The 18,288-nt window shown below is 53.4% G+C and carries 16 protein-coding genes; 8 read left to right on the plus strand and 8 right to left on the minus strand.

The features are described from left to right. The first annotated feature begins 36 nt into the window (after nucleotides 1–36). From JRC49_01195 to JRC49_01215, 5 genes are all read left to right on the plus strand, one after another. Nucleotides 37–1,104, plus strand: a complete 1,068-nt coding sequence (locus JRC49_01195) for a branched-chain amino acid aminotransferase (protein QTE71469.1) — start codon at nucleotides 37–39, stop codon at nucleotides 1,102–1,104. 21 nt (nucleotides 1,105–1,125) lie between these two features. Continuing rightward, nucleotides 1,126–2,172 (plus strand): hypothetical protein, encoded by a 1,047-nt coding sequence (locus JRC49_01200; protein ID QTE71470.1) that lies wholly within the window; start codon nucleotides 1,126–1,128, stop codon nucleotides 2,170–2,172. Between the two features lies 1 nt (nucleotide 2,173). Next, complete coding sequence (locus tag JRC49_01205) at nucleotides 2,174–3,058, plus strand: RluA family pseudouridine synthase (protein ID QTE71471.1); 885 nt, start codon at nucleotides 2,174–2,176, stop codon at nucleotides 3,056–3,058. Between the two features lie 163 nt (nucleotides 3,059–3,221). Continuing rightward, nucleotides 3,222–4,421: a glycoside hydrolase family 27 protein gene (locus JRC49_01210; GenBank protein ID QTE71472.1), complete on the plus strand. Its 1,200-nt coding sequence runs from the start codon at nucleotides 3,222–3,224 to the stop codon at nucleotides 4,419–4,421. After that, nucleotides 4,414–4,617: a hypothetical protein gene (locus JRC49_01215; protein QTE71473.1), complete on the plus strand. Its 204-nt coding sequence runs from the start codon at nucleotides 4,414–4,416 to the stop codon at nucleotides 4,615–4,617. The genes JRC49_01210 and JRC49_01215 overlap by 8 nt, the downstream gene beginning before the upstream one ends. Nucleotides 4,618–4,685: 68 nt before the next feature. Here the strand turns inward: JRC49_01215 and JRC49_01220 are convergent, their stop codons facing one another. The 8 genes from JRC49_01220 to acpS all read right to left on the minus strand — a co-directional run bounded on the left by JRC49_01220 (nucleotide 4,686) and on the right by acpS (nucleotide 13,327). Then, nucleotides 4,686–5,474, minus strand: a complete 789-nt coding sequence (locus JRC49_01220; GenBank protein QTE71474.1) for an amidohydrolase — start codon at nucleotides 5,472–5,474, stop codon at nucleotides 4,686–4,688. A gap of 26 nt (nucleotides 5,475–5,500) precedes the next feature. After that, nucleotides 5,501–7,432, minus strand: a complete 1,932-nt coding sequence (locus JRC49_01225) for a chitobiase/beta-hexosaminidase C-terminal domain-containing protein (protein QTE71475.1) — start codon at nucleotides 7,430–7,432, stop codon at nucleotides 5,501–5,503. 37 nt (nucleotides 7,433–7,469) lie between these two features. Next, the gene (locus tag JRC49_01230; protein ID QTE71476.1) at nucleotides 7,470–8,306 is read right to left on the minus strand and encodes a hypothetical protein; all 837 of its coding nucleotides are present in this window, start codon (nucleotides 8,304–8,306) and stop codon (nucleotides 7,470–7,472) included. Next, nucleotides 8,303–9,175 carry an Hsp33 family molecular chaperone HslO gene (hslO, locus tag JRC49_01235; GenBank protein QTE71477.1) on the minus strand — a complete coding sequence of 291 codons (873 nt, stop codon included), beginning with the start codon at nucleotides 9,173–9,175 and terminating at the stop codon, nucleotides 8,303–8,305. Before hslO ends, JRC49_01230 begins: the two co-directional genes overlap by 4 nt. Before the next feature lie 85 nt (nucleotides 9,176–9,260). Further along, nucleotides 9,261–10,007 (minus strand): class I SAM-dependent methyltransferase, encoded by a 747-nt coding sequence (locus JRC49_01240; protein ID QTE71478.1) that lies wholly within the window; start codon nucleotides 10,005–10,007, stop codon nucleotides 9,261–9,263. A gap of 2 nt (nucleotides 10,008–10,009) precedes the next feature. Then, nucleotides 10,010–11,047, minus strand: coding sequence for a YesL family protein (locus JRC49_01245; GenBank protein QTE71479.1), 1,038 nt, complete (start codon nucleotides 11,045–11,047; stop codon nucleotides 10,010–10,012). A 53-nt stretch (nucleotides 11,048–11,100) separates the two neighbouring features. Then, the gene (locus JRC49_01250) at nucleotides 11,101–12,819 is read right to left on the minus strand and encodes a phospho-sugar mutase (protein QTE71480.1); all 1,719 of its coding nucleotides are present in this window, start codon (nucleotides 12,817–12,819) and stop codon (nucleotides 11,101–11,103) included. Nucleotides 12,820–12,961: 142 nt separating this feature from the next. Next, entirely contained in the window at nucleotides 12,962–13,327 is a 366-nt protein-coding gene (acpS, locus tag JRC49_01255) for a holo-ACP synthase (protein ID QTE71481.1), read from the minus strand. Between the two features lie 228 nt (nucleotides 13,328–13,555). Here acpS and JRC49_01260 point away from each other — a divergent pair, with 228 nt between their 5' ends. The 3 genes from JRC49_01260 to JRC49_01270 all read left to right on the plus strand — a co-directional run bounded on the left by JRC49_01260 (nucleotide 13,556) and on the right by JRC49_01270 (nucleotide 18,064). Continuing rightward, on the plus strand, nucleotides 13,556–14,500 hold the full coding sequence (locus JRC49_01260; protein ID QTE71482.1) for a MoxR family ATPase: 945 nt from the start codon (nucleotides 13,556–13,558) through the stop codon (nucleotides 14,498–14,500). Continuing rightward, nucleotides 14,497–15,648 carry a DUF58 domain-containing protein gene (locus JRC49_01265; GenBank protein QTE71483.1) on the plus strand — a complete coding sequence of 384 codons (1,152 nt, stop codon included), beginning with the start codon at nucleotides 14,497–14,499 and terminating at the stop codon, nucleotides 15,646–15,648. The genes JRC49_01260 and JRC49_01265 overlap by 4 nt, the downstream gene beginning before the upstream one ends. A gap of 151 nt (nucleotides 15,649–15,799) precedes the next feature. Further along, nucleotides 15,800–18,064, plus strand: coding sequence for a transglutaminase domain-containing protein (locus JRC49_01270; GenBank protein QTE71484.1), 2,265 nt, complete (start codon nucleotides 15,800–15,802; stop codon nucleotides 18,062–18,064). Nucleotides 18,065–18,288: the final 224 nt, after the last annotated feature.

Raw genomic sequence — 18,288 nt, forward strand, 5'->3', positions numbered from 1 at the left:
TATCTCCAATCATTTTATGGGAAAGAAGGAACGTACATGCTGGACATCAAAGTAACGCTTTCACAGAATCTCAAACAGAAACCCGCGGACGAGTCTGCCCTCGGTTTCGGCCGGATTTTTACCGACCATATGTTCCTGATGGACTATGAACAGGGTGTCGGCTGGAACAACGCCCGCATCGTACCCTACGCTGATTTTTCGCTGGATCCTGCCGCCATGGTTCTCCATTACGGCCAGGCCATTTTTGAAGGAACCAAATGCTATCGTCGTGCTGACGGCGGTCTGCAGCTCTTCCGTCCCCAGGCCAACCTCGCCCGCATGACCCGCAGCGCAGAGCGCATGGGCATGCCCGCCCTGGATGAGGAAACCGCCCTGGAAGGCCTGAAGCAGCTGGTTCGTATTGAGGAAGCCTGGGTTCCGCACCGGGACGGCACTTCCCTCTACATTCGCCCCACCATGATCTCCATGGATGTCGGCCTGGGTGTGCATGCTTCCAAAAAGTATCTGTTCTATATCATCCTCAGCCCCGTGGGTGCCTACTATAAAGAGGGTCTGAAGCCCGTCAGCATCTATGTTGAGGATGCTTACGTGCGTGCGGTTCGCGGCGGCGTTGGCTTTACCAAATGCGCCGGCAACTACGCGGCCTCCATTCTCGCCGGTGACGTTGCCGAGAAGAAGGGTTTCTCCCAGGTGCTGTGGCTGGACGGTGTGGAGCAGAAGTACGTTGAGGAAGTCGGCTCCATGAACATGATGTTCGCCTACGGCAACAAGATTGTCACCCCCAAACTGAACGGCTCCATCCTCCCCGGCATCACCCGTGACAGCGTGCTGACGCTTGCCCGCTCCATGGGTTATGAAGCCGAGGAAGAACGCCTGGATATCAATGAAATCTTTGCTGACGCTAAATCCGGCAAGCTGACTGAAGCCTTCGGCACCGGCACTGCCGCGGTCATCAGCCCCGTTGGCACCCTGGCCATGAAGGATGAAAAGATCACCATCGGTGACGGCGGAATCGGTAAGGTCGCCCAGAGCCTGTATGATACACTTACCGGGATCCAGTACGGCCGTCTGGAAGACAAATTCGGCTGGATCATCAAACTGTAATTCGAAAGGAATCCAACCTCAATGTTGAGGCAAACCAATACCCGCTCCCTTCACTGGGCTGACAAGACCATGAGCGTTCTGCGGGCAGATCAGCTGGAGGCCTGCGAGAAAGATCTCGCAGGCCTTCCTTCCCGTTGCCTTTTTGAACCTGACTGCAGCGATGTGGATGCAGAAAAGCTGTATGATATTTCCTTTTTCGCGGAGGAAGACCGCAAATCTGCCGGCCGGGCTGTCCATCCTGTGCTCCATACGGTAGAGGAGCTTCGGAACCGCGTACTTCATTCTTTTGCCCAGGAAGCTGCCCTGCTCTCCGTGGAAGAACATGATCTCCTTGTACGTGTCATGCTCTTTGGCGGCCGAACTCCGCTCAATGACTGGAATGAACTGATCCCTGCCCGGGGATTGGTACGCCGTCTCTGGTGCCGCGTGGAAAACGTAGGTTCCAATGCCGTCCTGATCCTTCCCTCCCAGCTTTGCGCTACCGTCCTCATGCTCCTGGCCGGGGACAGTCACCGGGATGTCAGGACAATCGTGGAACAGGTACATGAAAGAATAGACAATACCCTCTATCTCCTTGGAGCCGTGCAGGCTTCCGGCCCTGCGCGTGACATGCTCGCCCTCCTGAAAGGTACCTTTGCCGAAAACAGGCCTGATCTGGTTGATCGTTTCCTGGTTTCCGGCTATGATTATGTATATAACCGTTCCGGCAGTCTGCTGCTGATTCATCCGGGTCTGGCAGATCCGGAACGGATGATGGATATTTCCTATGCCGAAATGGATCCTGAAGCCCTTTCCAAAGCCTCCGAAAGTATCAACGACCTGGAATCTCCCCTGTATGAGCAGATGCTTTCCGTCATTCAGGGTGCCACCCGTCCCGAAATCACACCGGAAGACGCTGTGGAAGATCTGATTATCCTTGCCAAACAGGAAGTCCCCTGGAAAGACATGCTTGAAGTTCTCTCTTCCCTCCTGATCTGTCAGCCCACATCTGAAATGCGGTCCGCCCTGAAGGACCTGTGTGACCGTGTGCCCCGCTGGCTGGATCTGAGCACCTCGCAGGTACAGTAATATGCCGCTGAAAGAAATAATCATCCCCAGGGACGCTGTCGGACAGCGTGTAGCGGACTATCTTCGTTCCGCGCTCCCGGATCTTCCGGAGAGTGTGCTTCGGCGTATCTTTGCTTCCCGGGATGTAAAGCTTGACAGTATCCGGGTTTCCCGTGATCAGCGGCTGCAGGAAGGGCAGTGCCTGAAAATCTATATACCTGACGCTTCAGCCGGCAGTTCTTCTGCCGCCCCCTCCCTGTCTGTTGTATATGAGGATGACGACGTGCTTCTGGTGAACAAGCGTGCCGGCATCAGTGTGGAGCCGGATGCCCGCGGCGGTGTCACCCTGACGGATCTGTGCCTGGAATATGTCCGCCGGAACAACCCGGACGCTTTCCCTCCTGCTGCCTGTCACCGTCTGGACAATAAAACCTGCGGATTGTGTCTTTTTGCGAAAAACCAGCAGGCGCTTGATATCCTGCAGGACGTATTCCGCAGCCGCAAACTGGAAAAATATTATGTCTGTCTCGTTCGGGGAATCATGAAACCTCCGGAGGCCGTTTGTCACGCCTGGCTTGTAAAGGATGCGCTTCATGCCCGGGTACGTATCACGGATCATCAGGAACCGGGGGCGAAGCCTGTCACCACTGGTTATGAAACGCTGGAAAGCGGTCCTGTTTCCCGTCTCCGCGTGCATCTGATTACCGGCCGCACCCATCAGATCAGGGCTCACCTGGCTGCCCTGGGACATCCGCTGCTGGGTGACGATCTTTACGGGGACCGCGATTTCAATCGCCGGGAAAAAGCCCGCAGCCTGAAACTCTGTGCTGTCTCTCTCACCATTGACACCGATGGCCGTCTTCCCGCCCTCGACGGCAAAACTTTCACCATCTACCCGCCGTTTTAATTCATCATTCATCATTCACAATTCATCATTCCGAATTGTGAATTTTCTTTTTGTTTTAAAACTCGAAACGTTTGCATTTTCTTTTGTGACCATATATAATTGTGTTCATATAAGACACTATAATTCTGAATTCATAATTCTGAATTCTGAATTACAATATGAGGTGAATACCATGCTTGCTTCTCTTCCCCCTCTCGGATGGAATTCCTGGAATACTTTTGGTGAGCATATCAGCGACGCACTGATCCGTGAAATGGCCGATTTTATGGTGGATCAGGGCTGGCTGGCTGCCGGTTATAACTATCTGGTCATCGATGACTGCTGGTCCCTCCGTGATCGGGATGAAAACGGCCTGCTTGTTCCTGATCCGGAGAAATTCCCTCATGGGATGAAGGATCTGGCGGATTATGTTCATAGCAAAGGGCTTAAATTCGGAATGTATTCCTGCGCAGGTGTCATGACCTGTGCCGGCTACCCTTCCAGCTATGATCACGAATTCGTGGATGCGCAGACCTTTGCATCCTGGGGCGTGGACTTCCTGAAATACGATTTCTGCAATTTCCCGGAATCCGGGGACTGCCGCAACCGTTATCAGACCATGGCCATGGCGCTGAAAGCCTCCGGCCGGGATATTCTTTTCTCCGCCTGTAACTGGGGACGTCATGATCCCTGGAAATGGATGCGCAGCCGGGGTGCCCATATGTACCGTTCCACCGGGGATATCATGGATAATTATGTTTCTTTCACTGATATCTTCAAATCCCAGCTGGAAAACCTCTGCATGAGCGGTACAGACTGCTTCAATGATATGGACATGCTCACTGTGGGAATGTGCGGCAAAGGCAACGTCGGTTTTGGCAAGGTATGCACCTATGAAGAATACCGTATGCAGTTTGCCCTATGGTGCCTCTGCGGCGTCCCCCTGATGATGGGTGCGGATCTCCGTTCCCTGAAGCCGGAATACGTTGCGCTCATGCAGAATAAAGACCTTCTCCGGATTGACCAGGATGAAGAATGCCGGCCTCCCTTCCTGATCCGCCGCGGTTCTGTCATTACGTCCAATCCGGAGCCGAAGGAAGGTGAATTCCCCTGGCGTGAACTTCCGGATTCATCTTTCACTCTGTTCCGTCACCTGTCCGGAGGCGAATTTGCCCTCGCCTTCGTCAACCTTTCCGAAGCGGAAACCTGCATGCATTGCGAACTCGTTGACCTGGGGCTGCCTGTTTCCTCCGGCTTCGCTCTGGAAGTCCGTGATGCCTTTACCGGAGAAGCTCTTGGCAGGAAGTCTGATTACTTCAATCCCACAGTTCCCGGCCATGATATGAAGCTCTATCTTTGCTCCCTGGTGCCTGCCCGTGGCTGATCAGGATAGATGCGTTCGCTGCGGTGTCCTCCTGACAAAGGATGAAACAGCGCTGACCCGGAAACTGATTAACCGTGGTGCCACAGAATTCTTCTGTCTTTCCTGCCTTGCAGCCCATTTCCAGCTTTCCGAGGACATCCTTCGCAAAAAGATCGAAGAATTCAAAGCCATGGGCTGTACCCTGTTTAACCCCTGAAAAATCAAGGACGGTGAAGTGAAACTTCACCGTCCTTATATTTTTAAGTTTTAAGTTTTCAGTCTTAATTATTCATTGAGAAGATTCTTTGCATTCAGGCAAAGAATCTTCTCATTTTCCTCCTCCGTCAGTCCCAGCCTGTGGAACCGTTCCAGTTCTTCTGAGGGAACCCACATCGGATAATCCGCACCGAAAAGCACCCGTTCCCTGCTGTGGCAGCGGATAATCCTCCGTGCTTCTTCCGGTTTCAGTGCGTAAAGGGAACTTGACGTGTCCACATAGACATTTTCATATCCAGTCAGCATGCTGCACGCGTCGTCCCATTCGCTCCATCCTCCCAGGTGGGCACAGACGCATACCAGTTTCGGAAATGCGTCCAGCACCTTTTTCATACGCCGGGGATTGGAGTATTGAAATCTTGGGTCACCGGTATGGATAATAATCGGCAGTTCACCCTCAATTGCTGCGAACATCTCCATAGCAGCCGGACTGTCCAGGGCAAACTTCTGCATATCCGGATGGATCTTCAGGCCTTTCAGCCCCATTCCCCTGATCTCCCGGATCAGGCCCGGAATATCTTCGCAGTCCGGATGAATGGCGCCGAACCCTGTCAGGCGGTCAGGATGCTGCTTTACCGTGTCTGCGATAAAACGGTTTATGGATTCAACATAATGAGGTGTCAGTGCGACTGAATGGATACAGGCATGTTCGATCCCTGCCTCCTGTTCCTTTTCAAGCAATTGTCCGACAGTACCTTCCAGGCGCACCGGCATCTGATAGAACGCTCCGATACTGCCGGATGCTTTTCCTGCGATCGGATCAGGAAAAACATGCGCATGAATATCTGTTATCTGCATCGTGTCCCGGGATTCCTTTCAATCCTTTATTTCGGAATATACCGGTACTCGATTTCCTTCACCGTACCGTTATCATTCAGATAGTATTTCAGCTGGTGCCACGTTCCGTCCACACGAATACGGTACCGGATGGAGTTTTCTTTTGCCAGGTACTTGCCGTCAGAAAGATTGTCCAGATGATACAGTCCCCGGTTGCCGCTGGCGCTTGCCACCTGTCCCATATCCCTGAACTTGCCGATAACGTAGTCTTTCGGATCTCCAACACCCGTATCACGCGGCGCCTTGAACGTCGATTTATCATTGAAACGCAGTTCAACCAGGACCCAGGTCTTTTTATTCAGGTTCATCACCGCATATCCCCACGGATACTCGAATTTCCGGAGTGCCGTAGTGAATCCGCTGTTCTTCGGGGTTTCGATCTCAACTTCCTGTCCCTGTCCGTATTCAGCCTGGAATGCCTGCATAGTGGTCTTGTTCAGGTCCAGTCCGCTGACCTTTTCTTCAATATCCCACGCTGTAAGGGGATACGGCTTGACCTCAATTTTGTAGCTGACTTCCTGGACTTGCGATTCCTTGCCGTATTGGTTTACAGCGATAGCCTTGATTGTAACCTTATGTCCGGTGGGAAGCAGAACAGGTTCCCCGGTATACTCCGGGCTGTCCTCATTTGGGGTGGATCCGTCAACGGTGTAATAAATCCTGATATCGTCGTCCTTCTCATTGTCCTTGCCGGGCCTGAGGGATACCTTCTTCCTGGTTTTGTAGGCGCCCGGTGCAAGTCCCACCTGGGGCATCTGGGGAGAAGGCATAATAATCTTGTAGGTTCCCTTGATCTCGTCCGATACCAGCTCGCCGTTTACAGCAACCGCCCGCAGGTTCCACGTTCCCTCGTCGAGCAGTTTTTTCTCCGTGAACAGTATGCCGTCCTGGGGAAGTTTTGCATGCTCCTCATCTTCAAAAGTATAATAAACGTCGTATCCCTGGGTGGAGTACAGAGTCAGCAATACTTTTTTCTCTTTGAATCCGCCGACAGGATCCACAACCGGCACCTCCGGCAGCAGGTCCCTGCGCTGCGTCTGGAATGTGCTTTCACCTGTATTGTCATAGGCTTTTTTCATCAGGTCGCCTGCTGCAGCCAGCTTGCCGTCGTTCAGCAGGATCCGGATACGGTTGATATATGCTTCAGGCCGGGACGGAGTTCCTTCATAAATATACTCGTAAAGCTTTGCCGCGTCCTCTGTCCGTCCGGCTGCTTCATATGCGCTTCCCAGCATCAGCATGCCGTCCACGTCGACATGCTTTTCCAGTTCATCCTGCAGCATTGCCTTTTCAAAGCTTTCGATGGCGCCGTCAATGTCGCCGTTGTCCATCAGGTCTTCACCGACAGACCACAGGGCTGCAGAAGTTGCTTCCCTGCCCAGGCGGGCCATGACCTTCTGACCGCCCTCTGTCTTTTTAAGGAACAGCCAGCTTCCGCCGATAATCATAGCCAGAAGCACAACTCCGGCGATGGCAATCTTCATCCAGTTCACCATCTTCAGCCGTTTTCCGCCGCCTTGTTCAATCCATTCGGTATAGGCCCTGGCCTGTTCACGGATATCATCATTCTCGTCATATACGGTTCTGCGCCGTCTTTCAAAGACGACCTCTTCCCCGCCTTCTTCTCCGGCAATTTCCGATTCGGAGATCCTGTAGTCCGGGAAATTTTCCTCGTCCTCCCGTTCATCTTTCAGCGCAGGCATTTCCACCGTCGCCCGGCTTGCGCCGCTGCGGCGTCTTCTCTTGATCTCCATGGTCCTTTCGGCAGCCTCATGGATCGCCTGCCTGGCCCGTTTGCCCTGTCGGATGGCCTCCGCGCCGCTGTAAGGCGCGTCTGTGCCGGTGGTCAGGATTTCTCCGCATTCCGGGCAGACTGTCTCTTCCTTTTCCGCATAATATCCGCATCTGGGACACAGCATCTCCGGCAGCCTCCTTTCAGGTCATAATGATTTACGGTCAATTCATGTCCAGATCCCGGAGTGCTTCATACTCAGGATCGTCGTCATAGGTACGCTCCGGGCATACGCCGCCCAGTTCCTCAATTGCGTTCCTGATTTCAATAAACGTCAGGTAAGGCAGTTTCTCTTCCTCTGCCGCCGCCATCAGTTCGGGCAGGGCTCGGTCGTCTCCCAGCTTCGCCAGGTATCCGGCAAAAAGGGCTCTGCGCTCTTTCCGTTCCTTGAAAAGCTTGATTGCCAGTTTATAAATCAGGTCATTTCCGGGGAAATGGGACAGCACTTCCAACAGTGCTTCTTCTCCTGCCGCATTGGCTTTGGGAAGCTCCTGCAGAATGGGCTGAACCACACATTCTCCCATTGCTGTCAGGCTTTCCAGGGCATTGTCTTTCAGCTCGTCTTTTCCTTCCCGGTCCAGCTGCCAGGTAATATACAGCATCTTCGGCAGGACGCTTTCCATCTCCCTCAGGAGATTGATGGCAATCATCTTCGCTTCTTCAGTTGCTTCTTCGTCCTTCAGCAGTTCCAGCAGCCTTTTTTCACAGGGCCGGCCGACCGTGGTAATCTGCTCCATCAGCAGATCCGGAACCGGTGCTCCCTCTTCACAGTACTGTGCAAGCCAGTCCACCAGGACCTTCGGATCCTCAAACTGGGTAAAATAGGCACCCGGGGTAACATTGCCGAGCCACTTCGCCCTGGTATTCAGGAATGCCACATAAATCCTGGGCATATCCTCTTCCATATCGTCAAAAGTTTCATACTGATCCTGATGACTCTTCATCCAGTCAGACATGAAATCAGCAAATCGTTCATCAAAGTTGATAATCGGCATTTTCATTTTTTTGCCTCCTTCAGCATAGCCTTCAGCTGTTCAGTCGTGAAGAAATACTTCCCGTGACAGAAATGGCAGACCAGCTCGGCTCCTTCATCATCGTCGATCAGGGACTGCAGATCCTTGGCGCCCATGGAAATCAGGGCCTTCTCCATCCGCTCCCTGCTGCATGTGCAGGTATAGGAGATCGGCGTTCTCTCCAGGATCTTCGGTTCCATACCCCGGAACCAGTCCTCACAAAGCTGCTCAATCGGGGCGAAAGTCATTTCCCGGCTGATGTCCGCGAACATGGGGCTTCTCAGCTCCAGCTGGTCAATGATCTCGTCAGGGCATCCCGGCAGGGGCTGTATCAGCAGGCCGCCGGCCTTCAGCACGGTTTCACCGCTGACAAGCACGCCCAGTGCCACCAGGGAAGGCTGCTGTTCTGATACCGTAAAATACTGGGCAAAGTCCATGGCGATTTCTCCGCTCACCAGTTCGCTCTGTCCGATATAGTTTTTCCGCAGCGCAAGATCCTTGATCACGCTCATCCGTCCGTGATGTCCGACGGCGCCGCCGACGTCCAGCTTGCCGTCCTCCCGCAGCGGAAGTTCCACTTGCGGATTGTCAGCACAGGCACGGATTTTTCCATGGTCCGCTACAGCCACCAGCGTGCCCATCGGTCCGTCGCCCTTGATCGTGACAGTAACGTTCTCCTCTTCCCCCTTCATCATGATTCCCAGCATCGCTGTTCCGGTCATCAGCCGGCCCAGTGCCGCTGTACACACAGGGGTTGTCGCGTGAATATCTGCGCAGCGCTGTACGGTCTCTGTGGTTTCACAGAGCATCACCCGCACCTGTCCGTTGCACAGGTCAATTTGCAGCATCTCGTCCATAATATTCCTCTTCTCAGTAACCATCATTATTCATTATTAATTGTTAATTGCTTCCACGCAATGCTGTGAAGTATGCCAAAGGCATTTACTTCACAGGATTCGTGGCAGCTATGTGCCATCTCTCATCCTGTTCCTTGGCGGCATTCAGCGATCCGTTGGAATACATGCACACAGCCCGGAATCCGGCCTTCCAGAGCACTTCCTTCAGGGTATCCATGCTCCAGGCCTTCTGCGTCTGGTGCTCTTCCATCCTGCGGTATCTGCCGTCGTTTTCCCGCACAAAAAAGCACAAATCCAGGTTAACCGTCTGTGATCTTTCGTGCCAGGTGTTCTGCCACAGATAGGTTACGTCGTCCCGGTCTTCATACATCAGCCCGGAACACAGGATGTTCTTCAGTTTGTAAGGGGTGGATACATCAAAAATCAATGCTCCGCCCGGCAGAATGGATCTTTTGGCCGCCCGGAAGAATCCCAGCAGGTCTTCCTCCGTCAGCAGGTAATTCACTCCGTCACAGGTAGCCAGCACCGCGTCCACAGGCTTATGGAGATTCAGGCTCCTCATATCCTGCTGCACAAATGGTATCGCGATTCCGTTTTTCCGGGCTTTCTGGGCCGCCTGCCACAGCATTTCCCGGCTTATGTCCACGCCTGTCATCTGAAAGCCGCGCTTCTGCAGCGGCAGGGTCAGGCTTCCGGTTCCGCAGGCGCATTCACATATCTTGCCGCTGCGTATTCCGTAAATCGAAAGCAGGCGGGCATAGTGGTCCGCCCAGCCTTCGTAATTGACGTCATCCATCAATTCGTCATATAGTTCTGCAAATCCCTGGTACATGATCAGTTATCCGTTTCCCCTTCCGCGGCTTCATCTTCTTCGTCTTCGTCATCTTCCGGCTTGTAGATGCCCTGGTTGACCTTAGCACCCTCAATCCGCGGATTGATGTACTTGTCAAACACCGCGTTGGTATAGCTGGCGGTAATAAAGCGGCTGATGGAGAAACCGATCAGGGCATAATAGGCAAACAGGATCATCATGCCGATCATCGGATTCCAGAACCAGATCAGCAGTCCGCCGATCAGGGCAGGAACGCAATGCAGCAGCCGGATTGCGACGCTCATGGGAAGACGGGCCACACCAAGCAGCAGGCCGTTCCGGATAACGTCCTTTGTCTTCAGTTCATAGGTGACCACCAGCGGATGCATATAGGTAATGCTGATGGACCAGATGATTCCAACCAGGACAACAAGCACCTGCGGAACCATCATAATCATATTGTTCTGAGCCAGCTGTCCGTAAAAGCGCCATCCGACATAAGCTGCTGTCGGCAGGATGGAAGTAATCAGAGACAACACCAGGGACTGTTTCCAGTTTGCTTTGACCGCGTCCTTGAAATCTGTCCAGATAAACGCATGCTCATCCCGCGCCCAGTTCCGGGTGATATAGCTCAGTCCTGCTGTAAACGGCCCGGTAATGGCAATACAGGGAATCAGCAGGAGCAGCATACGGAACACCGTACCGTCCAGCATATCCCCGAGATTGACGTCAGCGTTCTTGAGTTCATTAAACTGCTCTTCCGTAATGCTGACTTCCTGTTCGTTCTGGGTCACCTGTTCAACAAAGCCTGCATAATCGTTCTGTTCAACCAGCATCAGGTTGCTGGTGGTGGACAGGATATTGGTAAAGGAAAACATGATCACCAGCATCGCCGGCAGAAAGATGAGCATATACAGAAGATTAATCCTGCACAATGCGCTCAGCCGTGTTTTGAGTGTGTCCCTGAACAGCTGGCGCCTGTTCTGAGGCAGATCTTCTTTCCGGAAATCGCCTTTTCCGCTCTTCCCGTAATAGTAGTTGTTCATCATTCTACCAAACATGTCTTTCTATCTCCCTTGCAATCTGTAGATACTGGATTTCTTTTGCTTATGGATTAGTTCATCAGGCGTTTGCTTGCCTCGCACAGGGCTTCGCTCAACGCTTCCGCTTCTGCTTTCCCGGCAGCATTGGCATTGATATAAAGCTTGATCTTGGGTTCTGTGCCGGAAGGTCTGACGCAAACCCAGTTGCCTTTTTCCAGTTCAAAATACAGCACGTCGGATACTGGCAGACCGGTCGGCGTTTCCTGTCCGTTCTCTGTGCGGATGCCCTTCAGATAATCCCGGACTGCGGTTACCTTCAGTCCTGCAATTTCCTTTGGCGGCTGAGCACGCAGGTTGCTCATGATTTCCTTCATCCGGGTCAGTCCGTCCTTGCCGGGCAGCGTTGTGGAAACCACGCTGTTGGCATAGTATCCGTATTCCTTGAAAATCTCCTGGATCCGGTCATAGAACGTGATTCCCTCTGCCATGCATGCGCAGGCGACCTCACTGACCAGCAGGCTCGCGTTCACGCCGTCCTTATCCCGTACAAAGGTGCTGGAAAGGAAGCCGTAGCTTTCCTCAAAACCGAACAGGAAGGTGTGATCTCCCTTGTCCATAAACTGCTGGATCTTCTCGCCGATGAACTTGAAGCCTGTCAGGGTTTCAAAAATGGATACTCCGAAGCTTTCACAGATTTTATTCGCCAGGCTCGTGGAAACAATACTCTTGACTGCGGCACCGTCCTTCGGCAGCTTTCCGGCCTTCTTCAGGCTGGAAAGGATGTAGTGCAGAAGCACGCAGCCGATCTGGTTTCCGCTCAGCAGATGCCATTCTCCCTGTCCGTCCTTGACGGCCACGCCCAGGCGGTCACAGTCCGGATCTGTGGCGAAGATCACGTTCGCGTTCACCTCGGCTGCCAGCTTGAACGCCAGTTCATAGGCTCCGGGATCTTCCGGGTTCGGAACCTTGATTGTGCTGAAGTTCGGATCAGGCATTTCCTGTTCCTTCACAACAGCCACATTGGTCAGGCCGATTTCCTTCAGCAGGCGGCGGACCGGCACATTGCCGCTGCCGTGCAGGGGCGTGTAAACAATATTCAGCTTCGAGCCTTCCGTCCGGAGCAGTTCCGGATTGATGCTCAGTGTTTTGACCCGCTCGATATAGTCATCGTCCACTTCCTTGTTGCCGATGATTTTCAGCAGGCCCTTGTCCAGTGCTTCCTGCTCATTCATCAGTACGCAGTCTGTATATTTCGTGGAACGGATCACCCGGGTAATACCTTCAGCGGCCTCCGGGCCAACCTGTGCGCCGTCTTCTCCATACACTTTATAACCGTTATACTGCGGAGGATTATGACTGGCTGTAATGACCACGCCTGCCTTAGCATGCAGATGGCGCACCGCAAAGCTCAGTACCGGTACCGGGCGAAGCGCGTCAAACAGATAGGCCGGCACGCCTTCTGCACACAGCACCAGCGCTGTATCCTTTGCGAATTCTGCGCTGCACCGGCGGCTGTCATAAGCAATAACAACGCCGCGTTTTGCTTCTTCCGGGTTTTCAAGCAGATAGCCTGCCAGGCCCTTGGTTGCGCGCCGGACGTTGTATTTATTCATCCGGTTCATGCCGGCTCCGAGCACGCCTCTCATGCCCGCGGTTCCGAAGCTCAGCTCCGTATAGAAGCGGTCTTCCATTTCCTTTTCGTCTTCGCTGATGGCTTTCAGCTCACGGATCGTATCCTGGTCATCCGCAAAGTCCCGCAGCCACTGCTCATAGTTCTCACGAATTGTCATGTTTTTACCGCCTTTCCTTTCTTCCGACCGGTTCCCTCAGTTTACATTGATATATGCGGAAAACCGCATGTTAATTATAATTTTTTTCCCTCTTCTTGACAAGCGCAAACAACAGAAACAAAACGGAACACTGACATATCCGTCAATGTTCCTGCTCCCTTACGCAAACCGCCGCGGAAATGCCGCCGTCATGGGATACAGACAGGAGGAAGGAGTCGTTACCGCTCATCTCTGCAGCTTTCCCTGTCAGTCTGTATCCGGGTTTTCCCGCTTCATCATGGACTACTTCAATTTCTTTCAGGTCAAATGTGATTCCTGTTCCCAGGGCTTTGGCCAGTGCCTCCTTGGCCGCATAGATCCCGGCGGCTGTCTGGCTGGCTGTTTTCCCTTTTGACCGGATATATCCGGCTTCCGCTTCTGTAAAGTACCGGTTCAGGAACCGGTCATTCTCAAGCAGTTTATCCATCCTGGATATCTCACACAGATCCAGGCCCAGCCCTTTGATCATGCTGTTTCTCTCCTTTGTCTGCATGCATGCGGACATTCTATACTGCATTCCGTGGCTAACCCATCCGAATCATACCACACCTTGCGGTTTTCATCAATTACAGGTATAATAACTTAGTATGTTTCAGAGATGTACGAACCGCAATTTCGGTGGTGAGTCTCTGATCTCATCATTTTTATTTTTCAGGTTTTAGTCTTAAGTTTTAAGTTTTTCATTGGGAGGTTTCCTATGATCAATCCCGGCAGAATGGTCCTCGCCCTGCAGCAGAACATCAGCAAAGCTGTCGTCGGCAAGGAAGAAGCCATTGAATATGCCCTCATCGCTCTGCTGTGCAAAGGTCATGTTTTGATCGAAGACGTTCCCGGCGTGGGTAAAACCACCCTGGCCAGCGCCCTCGCCCGTTCTCTGGACTGTTCCTTCCGCAGGATTCAGTTCACGCCTGACCTGATGCCTTCTGACGTTACCGGTTTCACCATGGTCAATTTCCAGACCGGTGAAATGGAGTTCAAAGAGGGCGCCGTGATGAGCCAGATCGTCCTTGCGGATGAAATCAACCGTACCAGCCCCAAAACCCAGTCCGCCCTGCTCGAGGTCATGGAAGAGCATCAGGTCACTGTGGACGGCGTCACTCATCCGCTTCCCCAGCCCTTTATTGTACTTGCCACCCAGAACCCCGGTGAATTCGTCGGTACCTATCCCCTGCCGGAGGCGCAGGTAGACCGTTTCTTCCTGCGAATCTCTATCGGTTATCCGACTGTCGAGCAGGAAATGGACGTCCTGGAGCGCTACAGCGGTTCCGTCATCCCCATGACAACGATCGAACCCATCTGTTCAGCCCAGGACGTACTGGCCATGCAGGAGCAGGTCACTACCGTCTACTGTTCTCCGGAAATCCGGAATTATGTTGCTTCCCTCGCCGCTGCCACGCGGAATGATCCCGCCTTCTCACTCGGCGCTTCCACCCGTGCCGCAATTGCCCTGATTCGCGGCGCCCAGGCCTGTGCCATGCTGGATGACCGGGATTTTGTTCTGCCTGAGGATGTACAGCACATGTTCCTTCCGGTTATGGCCCACAGGATGATTCTCTCCCCCGAAGCCAAGATGAAAGGAATTCCTGCGGAGCAGTTTCTGCTGACAACCCTGCAGAATACCACCGTTCCCGTAAAATTATGAAACTGAAGCTTACCCTGCCCATCGCTGTATTTCTGACGCTGCTGACGGTTGCCATCTGCACCGGCAGTCAGCTTTTTTTACTGCTTTCCATCCTGATCCTGCTGATCCTGGCCGGTGCTGTCATTGCGGTGCTCTGGGCATCCGCCACGCTGGAAGTGGAAGGCGCACTCTCCGGAGAAACCGTCCGGCGCGGCGATGATGTGGTTTTGAGCCTGCGGGTCCGTCATCGCGGACTCATTCCGGTTGCGCCGCTGCTTCTGGAATTGTCGGATCCTGTCGGCAACCGTGACCGGGATGTCCGTCTGAAAAACATGCCCCATCGTCTCCAGAGCATGAAGCTGCCGATCCACGCTTCCCATGTGGGCGTATTCTCGGTCGGTCTTCATTCCTGTACGGTGGAAGACCTGCTCGGGCTGGTTCAGCGGCGGATTGTGCTTCGCAAAACCTCCTTCGAACTTGTGGTTCTTCCCCAGACCTTCGACGTGGAACCGTTGAAGCTCGCTCCCGGGGATCCCGGCAGTGAACTCATGTCCAGGGCAACGGAAGACCTGAATGCTCCCTCGGACATCCGCAGTTATCAGCCCGGGGATGCTATGAAAAAAATCCACTGGAAGCTTTCCATGCGCAAGCGTGAACTGGTTGTCCGCAAATTTGACGAGCCGATTCTTCAGGACGTGCTGGTTCTCATGGATTGTTCCCCGCCGCCCTCCTGGGGACATGCCCGGGCAGGAGCGGATATCCGTGACGCCATGCTCGAAACTGCCGCGTCCATCATTACCTCCCAGACAGTTACGGATCATCAGATCCGCATGCCGCTCCCGGGGAAGCATCCTGTGGATGTGGATAAGAGTATGGGGCTGCCTATTGCCATGGATTATCTGGCCCGTGTGGAATTTTCTGAAACAGATCGTTTTGAGCGGGTTCTTTCCATGGAAAGCAGCCGTCTCCGGAAGGTTGGCTGTGTTGTCATCATCTCTGCCCGGCTGAATATTCCCATGGTGGATATCATGATCCGTATGCATCGGGCCGGCCCGAATATCCGCCTCTACCTTGTCACCTTTGCCCCGGATGATGAAAATGTCCTGCCTCTCATTGCTCGTTTGCGTGAAGCAGGTTTGGAAGTATCTTACGTGACTCCGGACACGTAAGACACTTCCAACTCTACACTCTTCACTGCCGCTTTAACGGCAACTCTTCACTCTCCACTCATCACTATCCCGTGACCAGTGAAGAGTGATCAGCTAATCACTTAATCAGGCCGAATCAAAGATTCGTCTGATTGGAAAGGAGCCCCCTGACATGAGCGAATCCCTTCGTCCCCGTCTGATCCATGCCCTTCTGTCGCTTCTGCTGTCAGTCGGTCTCCTGTTCCCCCTGCTGGGTATTCTGGATCCGGCTTTACCATCTCCTGTTCTGATCCTCTGGATCGCGGTCATCATCCTGTTGTTTGAACTGGCGTCCCTCAAACGCGTCATCAGTTTTGCCGCGGCCGGAGCTGCCTTTATCCTTTTACTCTTCTGGCTTTTTGCAATGGGCGGAATGCTTACAGTTTCTGACGCAGCGATGGCCATTGTCCTTCGCTGCAACAACATCCGTACGGCAATTCCCCTGGTTGCTTCTTCTGTCACGGCTCTCCTGACAGTGTTAACGACGCTGATCTGCTGTTTTGCCTGCCTGCGCGGCGCGTCTTTCCTTCCGTCGTCAATCCTCTGCTTCGGCATGATACTGTTGATTTACCTTTCCGGAGCCCGTGAACTGATTCCCTGGTTCATGCCTGCGCTGATTGCGCTGCTCCTGATCCTGATGACAGAACGTTTCCCTGAAACGTCGATTCCGCAGCTTATTCCCCTTGTCGTGCTGCTTGTTGCCGCTGCTTTCCTGCTGGCAGGCAATGGTGCCGGACAAAACCCGCTCCGCCAGAAAGCGGATGAACTGCGCCAGGCTGTTCTGGATCGGCTGTTCTTCACCGAACCCCGGGACATTTTCTCCCTTTCTTCTGAGAACTACTATCCTGAAGGACAGGATCAGCTGGGCGGCAAACCGAATCCGTCCAATCATCCTGTCATGAAGGTTTCAACACCCCGCACTGTTTATCTGCGCGGCGTCATCCTGAACGAGTATACCGGTCGCAGCTGGATAAACACGACTGACAGACGCCGTTATCTCCGCCAGTCTTCCAGGCTTGCCGATCTTCGTGCAGCGCTGTTTGATGAAGCCCTTCCGCCGCTGAATATCCGAAATGCCCTGTGTGATCCCGTTACCATTTCCGTACGGATGCTCAGTGATGATGACAGTAATGCTTCCACCCAGTTTTCCTCCACCCTTTTTGTTCCCCAGCGGGTCAGGGACCTGATCCCGGGCGGAGATCTGGTACCGTACTTCAACAACTCTTCTGAACTATTTGTCACCCGGAATCTCCAGCCCGGTGATACTTACACTGTATCCGCGCCCATCTTCCTGGCCGGCGACTCCGGCCTCGGCACCCTGATAGAAGTCTGCTCCACGATGGAGGATAGTGCGTACGATAAAATCGTCCAGACCTATACAACACTTCCTGCTCATCTGGAAGGGGTCGTTTATTCCATGGCTCGTGAAGCCTCCTCTGTTGCTGCTTCACCCTATGATAAGGCGCTGGCGCTTCGTTCCTGGCTTAGCCGCAGTTATCGTTATACGCTGGATGTTCAGCCCCAATCTCCGGATATGGATTTTGTTACTACTTTCCTCCTGGATACCAAGGAAGGCTACTGCACCTACTTTGCTTCCGCCATGACGGTTCTGTGCCGTATGATCGGCCTTCCGGCCCGATATGTGGAAGGATATGTTGCTGAACCCGACGCAAACAGCCAGGCCCTCGTTACGGGTCTTTCCGCCCACGCCTGGACCGAAGTCTATTTTAAAGGTTTCGGCTGGCTTACCTTTGACGCCACGCCCAGGCACAGCAGCAGCGGCAGTCAGGATAACGCCAATTCTCCTTCTTCTCCCGATCCTGCTCCGACGCCCGAACCGGAACCGCCGGAATCTTCCCCGGACGAAAACGAACCGACGCCCGAACCGGAACCGCCGGAAAATTCCGATGATTCCTCCGACAATCCTGATTCTTCACCGCCTTCACCTGACCCCGATACGGATACAGATTCACCTGAATCCCCCGGTTCATTCCCCTGGCTTCTCTTATTGCTCCTGCTGCTTCTGGCTGCTCTGATCCTCAGGATCCGTCTGACAGACCCTGCCGTTCGTGACAAGCGCGCCAAATCAGAATCCCAGCGTTTTGACATCTGGTCCGGTGAAATTGCAGATCTGTTATATGCAGAAAACCTTTCCCGCCGTTCCGGTGAAACGCCCATGGCCTATGGCCGTCGGATTGACCGTGCCTCCCATTTCAATGTTTCCCTGAATCCTGTGGGAGAATGCATTTCCTGGATTCGTTATTCCCCTGCCGAAGTAACTGAAGCTGAGACCACCATTCTCCGGGATACCGCCGTTCTCCTGAAGGGCGACCTTTCCCGTCCTGCCCGTCTCCGCTATCTCCTTCGCAGAATAATCAATAAACGCTCACAGTTCTAAAACTGTGAGCGTTTATTTATTATTCTAACTCTACACTCTTCACTCTTCAGTTGCGGAGTCATCTGTGCTTCAGACTGATCTGTCGGCACTTTAGTGCCGGTAACAGATCGTCCATGCAGGCGTCAGCGCTTTAGCGCTGTTAACGCCGAGCCATCCACTGCTAATGCCTATCCGCAAGCTCAATGGTCGTGACTCCCCACTGGGGAGCTCACTCCCTTTCGCTT

It is taken from the genome of Clostridiales bacterium FE2011 (assembly GCA_017569305.1).
In the GTDB taxonomy this organism is placed as follows: Bacteria; Bacillota; Clostridia; order Christensenellales; family Aristaeellaceae; genus Aristaeella.